The 13,173-nt window shown below is 71.3% G+C and carries 16 protein-coding genes; 7 read left to right on the top strand and 9 right to left on the bottom strand.

The features are described 5' to 3' along the window. Positions 1-50 precede the first annotated feature (50 nt). From ACFY3I_RS38645 to ACFY3I_RS38625, 5 genes are all read right to left on the bottom strand, one after another. Complete coding sequence (locus tag ACFY3I_RS38645) at positions 51-518, bottom strand: single-stranded DNA-binding protein (protein WP_390865644.1); 468 nt, start codon at positions 516-518, stop codon at positions 51-53. Between the two features lie 57 nt (positions 519-575). Beyond that, positions 576-1,493 carry a peptidoglycan-binding protein gene (locus tag ACFY3I_RS38640; RefSeq protein WP_390865643.1) on the bottom strand — a complete coding sequence of 306 codons (918 nt, stop codon included), beginning with the start codon at positions 1,491-1,493 and terminating at the stop codon, positions 576-578. Between the two features lie 81 nt (positions 1,494-1,574). Next, positions 1,575-1,757, bottom strand: coding sequence for a hypothetical protein (locus ACFY3I_RS38635; protein WP_390865642.1), 183 nt, complete (start codon positions 1,755-1,757; stop codon positions 1,575-1,577). After that, positions 1,754-2,398 carry a hypothetical protein gene (locus ACFY3I_RS38630; protein WP_390865641.1) on the bottom strand — a complete coding sequence of 215 codons (645 nt, stop codon included), beginning with the start codon at positions 2,396-2,398 and terminating at the stop codon, positions 1,754-1,756. The genes ACFY3I_RS38635 and ACFY3I_RS38630 overlap by 4 nt, the downstream gene beginning before the upstream one ends. 20 nt (positions 2,399-2,418) lie before the next feature. Further along, on the bottom strand, positions 2,419-3,051 hold the full coding sequence (locus tag ACFY3I_RS38625; RefSeq protein WP_390865640.1) for a hypothetical protein: 633 nt from the start codon (positions 3,049-3,051) through the stop codon (positions 2,419-2,421). A gap of 526 nt (positions 3,052-3,577) precedes the next feature. On the opposite strand from ACFY3I_RS38625, the gene ACFY3I_RS38620 reads away from it, so the two are divergent. The 7 genes from ACFY3I_RS38620 (at position 3,578) to ACFY3I_RS38590 (ending at position 9,981) form a co-directional block, all read left to right on the top strand. Next, positions 3,578-4,087, top strand: a complete 510-nt coding sequence (locus ACFY3I_RS38620) for a hypothetical protein (RefSeq protein WP_390865639.1) — start codon at positions 3,578-3,580, stop codon at positions 4,085-4,087. 59 nt (positions 4,088-4,146) lie between these two features. Continuing rightward, a complete protein-coding gene (locus ACFY3I_RS38615; RefSeq protein WP_390865638.1) occupies positions 4,147-4,425 on the top strand; it encodes a hypothetical protein in 279 nt (92 codons plus the stop codon). Beyond that, entirely contained in the window at positions 4,422-5,417 is a 996-nt protein-coding gene (locus ACFY3I_RS38610; RefSeq protein ID WP_390865637.1) for a hypothetical protein, read from the top strand. Before ACFY3I_RS38615 ends, ACFY3I_RS38610 begins: the two co-directional genes overlap by 4 nt. Positions 5,418-5,422: 5 nt before the next feature. Then, on the top strand, positions 5,423-6,262 hold the full coding sequence (locus ACFY3I_RS38605) for an ATP-binding protein (RefSeq protein ID WP_390865636.1): 840 nt from the start codon (positions 5,423-5,425) through the stop codon (positions 6,260-6,262). Positions 6,263-6,414: 152 nt separating this feature from the next. After that, positions 6,415-7,656: a DUF2637 domain-containing protein gene (locus ACFY3I_RS38600; protein ID WP_390865635.1), complete on the top strand. Its 1,242-nt coding sequence runs from the start codon at positions 6,415-6,417 to the stop codon at positions 7,654-7,656. A 78-nt stretch (positions 7,657-7,734) separates the two neighbouring features. Next, positions 7,735-8,148: a hypothetical protein gene (locus ACFY3I_RS38595; protein WP_390865634.1), complete on the top strand. Its 414-nt coding sequence runs from the start codon at positions 7,735-7,737 to the stop codon at positions 8,146-8,148. Between the two features lie 117 nt (positions 8,149-8,265). Then, entirely contained in the window at positions 8,266-9,981 is a 1,716-nt protein-coding gene (locus ACFY3I_RS38590; protein ID WP_390865633.1) for a hypothetical protein, read from the top strand. A gap of 751 nt (positions 9,982-10,732) precedes the next feature. Here ACFY3I_RS38590 and ACFY3I_RS38585 read toward each other — a convergent pair. From ACFY3I_RS38585 to ACFY3I_RS38570, 4 genes are all read right to left on the bottom strand, one after another. Then, the gene (locus tag ACFY3I_RS38585) at positions 10,733-11,554 is read right to left on the bottom strand and encodes a hypothetical protein (RefSeq protein ID WP_390865632.1); all 822 of its coding nucleotides are present in this window, start codon (positions 11,552-11,554) and stop codon (positions 10,733-10,735) included. A 341-nt stretch (positions 11,555-11,895) separates the two neighbouring features. Continuing rightward, on the bottom strand, positions 11,896-12,219 hold the full coding sequence (locus ACFY3I_RS38580; RefSeq protein WP_390865631.1) for a hypothetical protein: 324 nt from the start codon (positions 12,217-12,219) through the stop codon (positions 11,896-11,898). 57 nt (positions 12,220-12,276) lie between these two features. Further along, a complete protein-coding gene (locus ACFY3I_RS38575; RefSeq protein ID WP_390865629.1) occupies positions 12,277-12,702 on the bottom strand; it encodes a hypothetical protein in 426 nt (141 codons plus the stop codon). 84 nt (positions 12,703-12,786) lie between these two features. Continuing rightward, positions 12,787-13,167: a hypothetical protein gene (locus ACFY3I_RS38570; protein WP_390865628.1), complete on the bottom strand. Its 381-nt coding sequence runs from the start codon at positions 13,165-13,167 to the stop codon at positions 12,787-12,789. Between the last annotated feature and the right edge of the window lie 6 nt (positions 13,168-13,173).

The following is a 13,173-nucleotide window of genomic DNA, read 5'->3' as shown; positions in this document are numbered from 1 at the left end:
CCGAGAGGGGCCCCGGACGATGGTCCGGGGCCCCTCTCGTGTGCGTACGGCTAGAACGGCGGCTCGTCCGGCGCCGGGCCCGCCCACGGGTCGTCAGCGGCCGGACGGCCAGCGGACGGTGTCGAGCGCTGCACCCCGTTGCCCCCGCCGCCCCCGCTGGTCTTGGTGACCTTCGCGGTGGCGTTGCGCAGGCTCGCGCCGACCTCCTCGACGTCCAGCTCGTAGACCGTGCGCTTGACGCCCTCACGGTCCTCGTAGGAGCGCTGCTTGAGGCGGCCCTGGACGATGACGCGCATCCCGCGCTGCAGGGACTCGGCGACGTTCTCGGCCGCCTGCCGCCACACGGCACAGGTCAGGAACAGGCTCTCGCCGTCCTTCCACTCGTTCGTCTGCCGGTCGAAGGTGCGGGGAGTCGAGGCGACGCGGAACTTGGCCACCGCGGCGCCGGAGGGAGTGAAGCGGAGTTCGGGGTCGTCGACCAGGTTTCCGATGACGGTGATGACGGTCTCGCCTGCCACAGCGGGCCTTTCAGGAGTCGGGGACCGGCCCGCGGGTGCGAGCCGGCCGGAGGAGGGTCAGGAGAACAGCAGCTTCCACGTCTTCGGGCCGGGGATGCCGTCGGCGTCACCCGCGAGGGAGGCGTGCGCGAGCTGGAAGGCACGGACATTCTTGCGGTCCGCATCGCTCCACGTCGGGCCGGGACCCGAGGTGTAGTACTTGCCGAACCCCTTCTTCACGAGCTGCTTGCCCATGGCCGTGATGTGAGCGTTGCTCTTGCCCGGACCGAAGTACTGGGCGCCCGGGAACGGCGGCGCGGGCTTCGGCGCCGGGGTGGACGTGCCGCCGCCGGTGGAACCGCCCTTGAGGGCCGCGGCCTTGATCTTCGCCGAGGACAGGAGCGCGGCGATGGGGATGTTTCCCGGGTCGCCGTGGTCGTTCTCCGGGGGGTGCATGTGGCCGAGCACGCCCTTCGCGGCGCGCCACTCCGCGAACGTCATCCGCACGCGGCTGTTGCCGTACGAGGACGGGTACGGGAGCCAGTCCTTCGGCGTGGTCAGCGGCACGCCGTTGTTGACGTTCTGCCAGGCCAGGAAGTCGGCCAGGTCGTCGAGCGCCCAGTCCGGTGCCTCCGGCCAGAAGATGTAATGCACGCCCGCCTGCAGCTTGCCCCACGTCTTGCGGTGCGCGGGGTCGCACGTGCCGACGAGCTCGACCTGGGCGACGTCGTCCGTGTTGGTCTCCACCCCGCCGGCCTTGTTGACCAGGGCGCGCGCGGAGTGGGTGAACGGGTAGTGCTGGTACCACTCCAGCCGCTTCTTCGCGAAGTTCGGCATGGCCGTGATGTTCGGCGCTACGGCGCCCTTGGAGTAGTCGACGAGGGTGGTCCCCTCGGTCGTGTGCAAGAGGACCTTGTCGGGGTCCATCAGGTCGCCCGGGTAGGTCTTCGAGAAGTCGTACGCCCTGCTGGCGCCCGGGTAGTAGGCGGTTGTCACGGTGCTTCCTCCGCTGCTGGAGATCAGGAGGGGGCACCGTGCAGGGCGTGCGTGGTTAACGTCGCGTGCTGGCTTGCGGCCCTACTCGTCGCGCAGCACGGTGGGCAGTTCGGACTCGTCCCACTCGCCGAGGCTCTCGTCAAAGTGCCTGCTCCCGCCGTGCTCGGGCGGCCAGGAGCACTCTGCGTCGCACGCCTCGTCGTCGGGCCAGAAGACGGTGCGGGCGCCGCAGAGCGGGGCAGGCGCGGGCGGTTGCCGGGTCACTCGTCGACCACCTCGGCGTCAACGACGCTGCCGTCCTCGAGCTCCGGCGGGTACTCGACCGAGAACAGGCTGCGGTCCAGGCGTTCGGCGAGCGCGGCCAGGTCGACGGCCCCGTCGTCCGCGCCGGCCGGGACGTCACCGAGGCCGGTGATTTCGAGGGCGAGCGTCGCGTCCTTGCCGTAGGCGTCGCGGTGTTGCCGCTCGAGGTACCAGGCGTCAGCGCGCCAGTCCGGGGGCGTGCGGTCCTCGACGGTCTCCTCGACGATCTCGCCGGTGACAGAGTCGCGGAACTTGCGGGTGGTGATCTTGGTGACGATGCCGCCGTCCGCGATCCTGCGAATGTTCATCATGGCGCGCGCGCCCGCGGTGGCACGGGCGGTGCGGACCTTCTCGAACAGGGCCGCGTACTCCTCCTCGGCCGGGTCGGGCTTCTTGCCTTCCTCACGGGCGTCGACCTCGGCGCGGCCGCGGGCCATCCACGCCAGGAACGTGGAGCGAGAGATGCCGGCCATCTCGGCAGCCAGCTCGACGGCTACGCCCGTGCGGGAGGCCGCGACGAGACGGGACTCGACCTCTTCGGAGAGCAGGCGTGGGCGACCGCTGCGGCCCTCGGGCCGGCGTGCCTTGCGTCGGGTGGACATGGGCGTTCCTCGGGAGGCGGTCAGCGGCTGGAGGTGAACAGGTGCCCGCAGGCCGGGCACGTCGTGTGCGGTGCGCGGCCCTCGTCGTCGGGGCTGAGTCCGTCGCCGCGCTCTCCGTCGTCGGGCAGGTGGAGCAGGGGCGTCTCGTCCTCGCGGCCGCCGCCGGGCAACGTCTCCGGGTCGACCTGGCCGAGCATCTTGTCGATCTCGTCGTGGGGAATGGCCAGGGAGTCGAACAGCTCCACCTCGTTCGTCGCCAGGTCCTCGAGGATCTCGGCGAGCTCGCGGGGGTCCCATCCGCCCTCGCCGGGCAGCCGGTTGAGCTTGATGGCCAAGGCCTCCGCCTCGGCGTCGTTCCTCGAGTGCCAGCCGCGCAGGATAGGGACCAGCCAGCCCCCGTCTTCGTCGACGACGACACCGCTCGGGACGCGCATCCCGCGGTTCTGCATCTCCAGCAGGGACTCGCGCCGGCCGTGGCCGTGGAGGGTCTGCTGGGTCCGCTCGTCGACGACGGGTATCTCGACCAGGCCGTGCATGTCGATCGACGCGATGATCAGCTCGAGCTCGTGCCGCTTCGGGTTTCGGGGCGCGGGGGACAGGTCGGTGAGCGGCACGTACGCGATGTAGCGCGGCGCGGCGATCGTCTCGGTCACGGCTGGTGCGTTCCTCTCCCATGCGGTCGGTGTCCGGCAGCGGGTGAGGGCTGCGAGCCCGCGGACTCCTACCGCGGCGCCCCGCCTCGCAAGCGGGACGATGCCGTCATGGCCGACCCTCACCTGCCGCCGGGCCGGTTCCGCCCTCGTTCCGGATGGGGCGGAGCCGGGGCCCTGCTGCTCCCGGTGACGTCGCCGGATGCTGCAGAGCCGCGAGGAAGGTAGACGGACGAGGCGCTTGTGTCGCGCGCTCCACATCGCGTTGCCCTGGGTGTACTATTCGGCTCAGTTGGGAGAGCAACCCAGCTACCTGGGCCTAGGTGTAACAAAAATCGGCCGGCGACGTACCCCAAGGTGACGCGCCCCGAACACCAGCCCGGGAGGACCAGAACCCTGGGCCAGGCGTCCGGGGAAAGAGAGGAACACCGAGATGTCGCACGACGTTGCCGACGCCGTCCCGGCCGATGAGTCGGACTCCGGGCCTGACCTGCATACTCTCGGGCTCGTCGGGGCAATCGCCCGCGCCATGACGGAACACCAGGCGGCGATAATCACCCCGAAGGTGAACGCCCCGAAGGACCCCCTCGTCCAGGCGTTCCTCGAGCGTAAGCAGTCGGACCTCACCATCACCGTCGGCGGCGAAGAGGTCGGTCACTACAAGGTCAACAAGACCCGCGACCGGTTCGAGATCGCCGACGAAGCCGCGTTCGACGAGTACGCGGAGGAGAAGGGCGAGTACGACGTCGTCATCGTCCGGAAGAAGTCGTTCGAGACGGCCGTTCTCCGGCACGCCCAGCGCGACCCAGAGACGGGCGCCATCTTCGACTCGCGGTCCGGTGAGCTCATCCCCGGTCTCAAGTTCGTGCCGGGCGGGAAGCCCACCGGCACCGTCACCTGGACCTGGAAGACCTTCAAGAAGCAGCCGATAGGCAAGGCCGCTCTGCTGGCCGCCTACCGGCGCGGTGACCTCGACGACGAACTGCGGGAGACGCCGGAGCTGCTGCCCAAGGCGCAGCCCGGCGCGCGCGACGAGTGACGACAGCCGCCCGGGTCCGGCCCCTCGCGGCCGGGCCCCTCTTCCCAGGGACCAGCACCATGACCACCACGCAGACCCGCCCCCGGCGCCTGTCCGACCGCGCGCACCGTGTTCTCTTCCAGCTCGCCCTCCACCCCGACGGCGAGTGGGTCGACCTCGCGTCCATCTACACCGGCCTGGGCCTGAACTCCCACCAGGTCCGCAGCGCCGTCACCGAGTTGCGCAACGCGGGCATGGCCGAGCGCCGGTACCGCTACCTGAGCAACGAGTCCGGCCGCCGCTCCAAGCGCACCGACTTCCGCCTGACCAACGACACCCCCAGCGAGGCATCCGCATGAGCCGCCTGTCCGATCCCACAGGGGTGCGGGTCGCCCGGCGCGTCTACCACGTGCGAGTCGAGTCAACGACCGCCCGGGACACGAGCATCAGCTTCCGCGCCCTCGGCCTGCTCACCTACCTGTTGGACCAGAAGGAGGGGTGGCAGGTCCGCTCCGACCAGCTCTCCAAGGGCGAGGGTCGGGAGGGCCGCGAGGCCGTCCGTACCGCGCTGCGCGAGCTCGCCGCGAAGGGGTATTACCGCCTCGAGCGCCGCCGTCTGCGCACCGGCAAGGTCGTGATGGGCACGTCAGTCGCCGAGTACCCCGTTCCCCAGTGGGCCGCCGACCACGCCATCTTCAGCTCGCAGAAGGACCCGGCCGTCCCCGTCATCGAGCAGGAGGACGGCACGTTCCTCGTCGAGTACCCGGACGGCACCCTGGGCAGCGACGGGTTCGAGCCCGACCCCCGCGACGAGGAGCCCCCTGCCCCGGAGGAGGAGCCCGCGGCCGCCGAGGAGCCGCCGGCCGCCCCCAAGCGGCGCACCCGCCGGACCCCGGAGCAGAAGGCCGCCGACGACGCGGAGAAGCAGGCCGCGGCGGACAAGAAGGCCGCGGAGAAGAAGGCCATCGACGAAGCGGCCGAGAAGGTCGCCACGTGGTGGTGGGCGGACGCTGAGAAGCACCTGGGCAAGTACGTCGGCAAGACCAACGGCTACATCGCTATGCGCGGCATGGTGAAGAAGGCCCTGGAAGCGGGCTACACGCAGCGCCAGTGCGCGGACGCCCTCCGCCGCGCGCGTAAGCACCTGCCCAGCGCGCAGCAGTGGCAGGACGCCCTGGGCGTCGTCACCAACCACATCACCCCGACCCGCTCCAACGGCGCCGTTCCGTACAGCGACTCGGCGACCTGGGGCAAGCAGGGCGAGACCCCACCCGGCACCCCCGAAGCCCCCGAACACGACGACTCCGACGACGCCACGTTCGGCGTGGTCAACCGCACGCAGGGAGTGTGATCTCGATGTCCCTCACGGTGGATGCCCCGGTGACCCCGGGCCCCGAGCGCGGCCTGAACCTGGCAGGCGCCGTGACCGACCACATGTTCGCGATCCTGCGCCGCGGTGGCGCCGACATGTCCCAGCTCGGCGTCCCCGACCGCCGCACCGACAGATCAGAGATAGAGCTCTGGGAGGACACGGCCGTGCCGAAGGCTCACGCGCGACGACTCGCATGGGAGCGGAGCGTCGAGGACGCGGCCCACCAGGAGTACCTCGGCTTCCGGTTCACCACCGGCCCCCTCAAGCTGGACAAGAACCAGAAGCCGCAGACCCTGCAGAACTGGCTTCACTCCCTGGTGGAGGCGAAGCGGTCCGGCTCCCGCCCGGAGACCCTGAACATGATCATCCCGGGGAACATCGGCAGCGGGAAGACCGCCGCGGCGTTCGCCCTGGGCAACGAGGCCGTCATCGCGGGCGTGGACACCCTGATGATCAAGCACGCGACGTACCTGACGTGGCGACGCCCGGACTCGGCCCCGCACAACTTGAAGGCGTGGGAGGTCCGCAAGAAGTTCGTAACGTGCGAGCTGCTGATCCTCGACGAACTGTGCGGAGAGATGGACATGACCGCCACGGAGTTCGCACGGCGGGAGACCATCGACCTGATCGACGCCCGCATCTCGGCCGGGCGGCCCACGGCGTACACCACGAACCTGCGCAGCCGCCGGACGCCCGACAGTCCGGGCCTGGGCGTGGTCGACATCCTGGGGGAGCGGCTGCTGTCCCGGCTCGAGTCCTCCGCGCACGTCGCTCGGATCGTCGGCCCCGACCGGCGGAAGCCGGCGGAGCCCCTCGACTGGTGACCGGCCCCAAAACACCCGGTATGACCGCGTCCCTGACGCACTGTGGGAACTGATTCAGGCACAACAGGCGGAAGACGCTATATCGTTTGGTCGACCCGGAAGGCCACGAGCATAAGCCGACCGGGGAGACCCGAACGAGAGGAAAGGTGTCCGTGAGCCAGTTCCCCCATACCCGCGAGGACGACTCCGGCGTCCCGCCGCTCAGCCGTTGGGAGCGCTTCGGCGCGGGCCTGACCGCAGTTGGCGGAGCCGCCGTCGGCGGACTGGGCTTCTTCGCATCATTCGACGCCGTGTCCAAAGCAGCCGAAGACTGGGGTTTCACCGAGCCGTGGGTCCTGCCCACCGCCATCGACTCCGCTATCCCCGTGTTCACCGGGGCCCACCTGTTCCTGATCCGCACGGGGATGCCGCTGTGGTGGGCGCGGCTCGTCCCCTGGGTGCTGAGCCTGACGTCCTGCGCGTTGAACGTCGCGTCCGGCGAATCCCTCTGGTCCAAGATCGCGCACGGAGCGATGGCCCTGCTCTGGGTCATCGTCTCCGAGATCGCTACGCACACCTACGCCGTCCGTATCGGCGCTGCCACCGGCCGCCGCCGTCAGATGGACAAGGTTCGGTGGGCGCGCTGGGTCCTCTCTCCGCTGCCCACCTTCCTGCTGTGGCGCCGCATGAAGCTGTGGGAACTCACCTCGTACGACACGGTCCTCAAGCTCGAGCAGGAGCGACTCGTCTACCAGGCGCAGCTCCGCGGCCGGTTCGGTCGAGCCTGGCGCCGGAAGGCGCCAGTGGCTTCGCTGCTCCCGCTGCAGCTCGTCAGCGCCGGCGTCCCCCTCGCGGAGACGGCCGCGGCCGGTCTGCGCGCGGCGGGCATCGACCCCACGGGCATCTTCGCTGAGCCGGTCGAGGTCGAGGCGCTCGAGGCTCCGGCCCCCGCCGCGGCCCCGGTGCTCCCGCCCGCTGCAGCTCTCGCACCGGCTCCGGCCGCGGTCGCTCCGGCCGCTGCCCCGAAGCCGCGCCGGGTCACGGCCACCGTTCCCGCGCAGCCGACCATGGCTCTCGAGCCGATGGCCGCGCCGGAGCCCGCACCCGCCGCCCCGGCCGGAGAGGCGCAGGGCGCGCCCCAGCCGTACGTGGTCCCCGCGTGGAGCACGGAGGAGGAGCTGCGCGCGATCATCGCCGAGGTCATCGACGGTGGACACCGCGACGTCTTCGACGGGCCTTTGACCGGCGCCGCGATTGCGGAGGTCCTCGGCCAGCACGAAGGGAGCGGCCGCAGGACACGCGGCCGCATCATCAAGGAGTACGCCGCGCAGAAGGGGGTCCTCCTCCCGCAGCCCGCGACCGTCGATGCTGTCTTCGCTGCGTTCGACCAGGCGCTGACGGCAACCGGCTCGTAAGGCATCCTGCCTCTACCCGTACCGAAGCGGCGGGCCCCCGACCTGGGGCGCCCGCCGCCCGCATGATCGGACCCTTCCATGGAACCGGAGATCCTGGCCCGGATCACCACCGCCCGCGCAGCCCGCGACCTGTCCGACCTCGCCCGGCAGACAGTCGCGACCACCGCCGAGACCACCAGCCCGGCCGACCGCATCCTGCAAGCCCGCCGGCTTCGCCAGTTGGCCAACGAGATCGTCGACCGCGTCGTCCTCGCCGAGGCCCTGGGCGGCGCCTCATGGCAGGAGATCACGGAGGCCCTCAATCGCCAGGACCCGGACACGGTCCGCGGCGAGTACGAGGACGCAGTCGCCGAGTGGGAAGCCATGCCCGAGGACCAGAAGGCGGCCGCGGCCGACGGGCTCGAGGCCCTCGACGCCTGGTATAAGCGGCACCGCGAGGACCAGGACCCGAAACTTGCAACTCCCGTCGCGGATCTGCTGAACCGGCATTGATCTACCCCACCAAGCGGGTAGAATAGTAAGCCAGGGACAACGGCGAGAGGTTAACCCCTTCGCCGTTGCATCCTCCGCGGGAGAGCACCCGGGGAGACCACGAAGCGAGGAACACCGATGCCTGGTATCACCGCGCCGCAGCGCGCCCGTACGTCCCGGAAGCCGACTTGCCTCCCCAACCCGCCGTTCATCCTGCTGTGCGGGCCCGAGAAGTGCGGCAAGAGCTACGAGGCCGCTGTCGGCTCGCGCTCCGACCTCATCGGCATGACGTACTGGCTCGAGATCGGTGGGTCCGAGGGCACCGCGGACTACTACGGCAAGATCCCCGGGGCCCGGTACGAGATCGTCGAGCACGACGGCACCTATCAGGACATCCTCGACGCCGTCCGCTGGATCGTCGCGCAGCCCCGTGTCGACGGTAAGCCCAACATGATCGTCGTCGACAACGGCTCGAACCTGTGGGAGATGCTCGGCGACGAGCAGGCCCTGTACGCGCGCCGCCGCGCCGTGCGGAAGGCGCAGGAGAACAAGCGCCGCGGGCCCTCGCTGGACGACCCGGTCGTCATCGACGCCGACCTGTGGAACCGGGCGAAGGACCGGTGGGGCGAGTTCCTGTGGCTGCTCCGCCGGCACTCCGGCCCCGTGGTGATGATCGCCCGCCAGGAGATCGTGACCGCGTTCGAGAACGACAAGCCCACCCGGAACACCACCCGAAAGATCAAGGCCGAGAAGAACCTTCCGGCCGCCGTCGACGCCATCGTGGAACTGCACGGCCTGGGCGACGCCTACCTGACGGGGGTCCGCACGCTGCACTGGGAGATGAAGCCCGGCGAGACGGAGCGGTACCGGGACTTCAGCATCGACAGCCTGCTCCGCCGCATGGGTTTCCACGAGGCCGCCGCCACCCGCCAGGTCACCGAGACCCGGCCGGACGCGTACCTGGACGAGCAGGGGGAGCGGCCGCCGCAGCAGCAGAACCAGCGGCAGCAGGGGCCGAACCAGTCTCAGCAGCGCCCGCCCCAGCAGGGAGCCCAGCCCCAGCAGCATGCGCCCCAGTCATCCGAGCTCACCGGCCAGGGGGCCGTCAGTCTCGTGCACCAGGCGCTCAACGACCCGACCGATCCGGAGGCGCGCCTGGTCGACATCCGCGAGACGTGGGGCAAGCGGACCCTCGAGCGGATTCCCACCCGCACGAAGCTGTGGGGGGAGATGAACGCCGACGCCCTGATCACCCGCGCCCTGACCGCAGTCAGGGAGCAGGCCAAGAAGAAGGCGGAGGCGGCCGCCGCCGGGCAGGGAACCCAGCCGCCCCAGCAGGCACCGAGCACCGCCCCGGCCCCGCAGGACCAGCGGCCGGAGCAGGCCCGCGAGCACCAGGCCCACGAGGAGCCGGAGCCGCCGGCCGAGTACGACTCCGCGCCCCCGCCGCCGGACCCGGAGCACGAGGAGCCCCCGATCGACGAGAACCCGGAGGAGACCAGCCAGGCCGAGGAGCCCCAGGACGTCCCGCCCCCCGCCGCCGCGCGTCCGGCCTCCCGGAGGAACAGGGGCGAGGAGCTCGCATTCAAGGCCCTGTACGAGGAGGCCGAGGTTCAGGCCCGACTCCTGATGATGACTAAGGGTGAGCACCTGGGGCCGATCTCCGAGACCGGCGACCCGGAGCTGCCCGAGCTGCGGAACTACGTCCTCGGCCACCGCCCGGGACTCGTCGAGTACCTCGAGGCGGCTGGAGAGACGGAGCTCGCCGAGTACTACCGGAAGGCCCCGCCGGTCGACCCGAAGCTCGCCAGGCGGTTCGCGCCGTACTTCGAGGGCGCGCCCGCCGGACAGTGACGTGACGTGACGTGACGCGCGCCCGGCCCCCTCGGGCGCGCTTCCACGGCGCGCGCCGCTCCCCCTTCTCTCGTCACGTCACATCACCTCGAGGCGCGCCCGCGCGCCGCGCCGTCCCTCCCCCAAGCGCGCGCCCAGGCACTGCGCGCCTTCCCCTGGGCGCGCCTGCCAGGCGCGCCCGCGCCGCTCCCCAAGCGCGCCGATCCGCGCGCGCCCAGGCGCGCCCAGAGGGAGCGCGCGCCATCCCGTACCGCGCCGCGCGCGCGGACCCAGGCGCGCCGCCGGGCGCGCGCCCAAGCGCGCCGATCCAGTGAGCGCGCGCCATACCCGCGCCGCGCCGCGCGCCCTCCTGACGATCGCGCGCGCGCCCGATCCGACCGCGCCGCGCGCCCGCGCCATGGCCACCGCGCGCACGCGCGCCACAGCAAGCGCGCCAGGGCGCGCGCCATCTGACCTGCCCTTTCTCGAGGGCGCGCCCCGCGCCTGGCCGTGGCGCGCCCTCGAGCGCGGCCCCGGGGGGAGCCCCGCGCGGGCTCCGGAACGGCGCGCAGGACTACCGCGCCCCTGACCGCTCGAGCGCGCGCGCCCATCCGCGCGATAGGTGGCGCGCGGCGCGCCCACCGGCCGGCCGCGCGCCGAGGACCGCGCCGAGTCCGCGCGCGCGGCGCGGTGCCCAGGCGCGCCCGGACATGGAGAAGGGCGCGCCATCGGGCGCGCCCTTGAAGGTGGAGCGGTCGGCCAGGAGCGCGCCTCAGCGCGCGCCGGTCTGGGCCGCGCGCCGAACGTCCCGGGCGTCGCGGCGCGCTTCCTGCTTGGCGGCGCGGGCCTCGCCGCGGACCCGGCGCAGGAGCTCGAGCAGCTCCTGGGGGTGGGCCTGGCCGAGGAGCTTGAGCGCCTGCAGCCGGTGGTTCGGTTCGCTGGGCATCCGGCCCTGGCGCGCCTCCGCGTACTGGACGCCGTACCGCAGGAACGCGGCCTCGGCCTCCACGCGCCGGCGGAACTCCTCGACCCGCTTCTGCCGCGCGGTGCGGCTCTCGCCCGGAGCGGGCTCGGGCAGGAACTGGCCCGGGTCCTCGTCCATCAGGCGGCAGAGTGCCGCCGCCCTCTTAGCCACTCTGTGTGACCGGAAGCCGAGAGCCTCAATCCGCTGGGACGTCGGCGCGGGGGCAGGCTCGCCGAGGACGAAGTCGGTGAACCGGTCGGTGAACGAATCGTCGTCGAGGGCGGCCAACTGCTTCGCGTGCTCGTGGGCCAGGTCGTCGACGACGTCCTGGAGCGGGCCCATCGCGGCCTGGATCCTCGCCCGCCACGGCGCGATGCGGGCCTGCTGCTCCCGCTTGGTCTCGCCCTCCTGGAGGGGGTTGTACTGCCGCGCGCGGCGCAGGGCGGTCTCGAGGGCGTCGAGAGTGCGGGATGCGAGCCGCGGCGATCCGAGTGCCTCGCCCTGGACGGCCCGGTGTACGCGCGGGTCCGTGTCCCCCATGACGTAGGCGACGACGACGTCCATGAACGTCTCATCGGACATCCGGGACAGGTATCCGGTCTCGGCGGCGACCTTCTGCGCGATGCTCATGGGCGAGTGTTCCTCCGGTTCGGGTAGGGCCGTGCTCTCGGTCCCTGGGTGGTGCCTGCTGAGACAAGGCGAGGCGGCCGCACGGTCGCGAAGGACGAGGCCGGTTCGTCGCAGGAGCATCCGCTCCCCGGCCCCGAGTGCTCTACACGCACCCGGTTAATCGACTCCTGTGTGATCAAGGGCGACCACGGGAAGAGGAACACTCCCATCTGAACTAGAGGTGTGTTGTCAGTCCCAAGAACCCTTGACCGGAGCCTCGAACGCGTCTCCGCGGTAGTCGTGCGACCACCTCAGTTGCCGATGGTACCCGCCAGTTGAAGGGCCGGCGGGCCCCATGGTCCCTATTCGGTCTGCTGTGCCCCCTTCCGCGTGGTCAGGGCCTCGATCACGGGGGCGATCTTGGAGGGCTTCCAGATCAGGTCATAGGACGTCTGGGCGGCCGCCAGGACGCCGAGGAAGGTGGCCAGGGTGAGCTTGCCGTGCTGGAACTGATCCCAGCCGCCGTCTGCCGCTACGGCCGCGACGCCGGCGACGACTGCGGCGACGACCGCGACGACCTGCTTGTACCGGGCGGACCAGGCGGGGCGCTGTACGACCGCGGTGAGCAGCGGCAGTACGGCGCCCACCTGGCCACCGGTGGAGAGTGCTTCGAGCACTGGAGACATGGGGTTGCCCTTCATGCGGGGATGCTTGACGGGCGGACTGTGCGCGCGGCCGACGGCTTACGTCGCGTTGTCGCCCAGGTCCTCGGCGAGCTCCCGCGGCGGGGCCGGGGCGGGACTCTCACGGAGCCGGCCGACCAGCGCGCGGAGCTGGTGGATGTACTCCACCGCGGCGGCCTTCCACCTCCGCCACTGCCGTTGTTCCTCCTCGAGGCGCTCCACGCGGGCCTCCACGGTGGTGAGCCGCTCGAGGGTCTTCGCGTTGGTCTCGCGCTGCTGCTCCAGCAGCTTGGTGAAGCCCTCTGTCACGGTCGTCACAGCGGTGACTGCGGTGTTGGCTTCCGCGGTGCGGGCGTCGGTGTCGGTCTTGTGTTTCGTCTGCCGGTACACCATCCAGGCCCCGCCCAGCACGCCAACCATGCCGGACAGGGGGGCGAGGACAGGCGCCAGAGAGGTGAGCCACTCCATGAGCGCCTCCTCGGTCATCGGTCGTCGGGTGGGATGCGCGGGAGCCGGGGCCCGAAAGCCCGCGGCTCCCCGCAGCCGGGGACCCTGCACCACTGCGACCGCTTACGTCTCAACCACCATCGGCTCCGCTGCCGTCGGGCTGACGCCGGCGACTGCGTTCCAGCCAAGGCGGATCGCTCCGAGGATCTGGTCGTCCGTGATCGCGGCGGCCATGGCTGACGCGCCCGTCGCACCGGTGGCGGCCGCCGCGGCGACCATGGGGGGCGAGGCGACGATGCCGACCATCATCTGCATCGTCTGTGCCGCTGTAGGGCTCAACACGGTCTTGGCCAGGTTCCAGCGCAGTGGGTAGCCGGGAGTTTCGGGAGGCTCGGCAAAGACCTCCTGCGCGATCATCGCAATGGCCAGGCGGACCCGCGGCAGTAACGTCGGCTCATCGGCGAGACCGCAGAGGGCGCTAAGCGGCAGTGGCAGTGTGGGCACGGGGCC

The organism is Streptomyces sp. NPDC001068 (assembly GCF_042897315.1).
GTDB lineage: Bacteria > Actinomycetota > Actinomycetes > Streptomycetales > Streptomycetaceae > Streptomyces.
The sequence above is the reverse complement of the archived record's forward strand: the minus strand, read 5'-3'. Positions and strand labels throughout refer to the sequence as shown.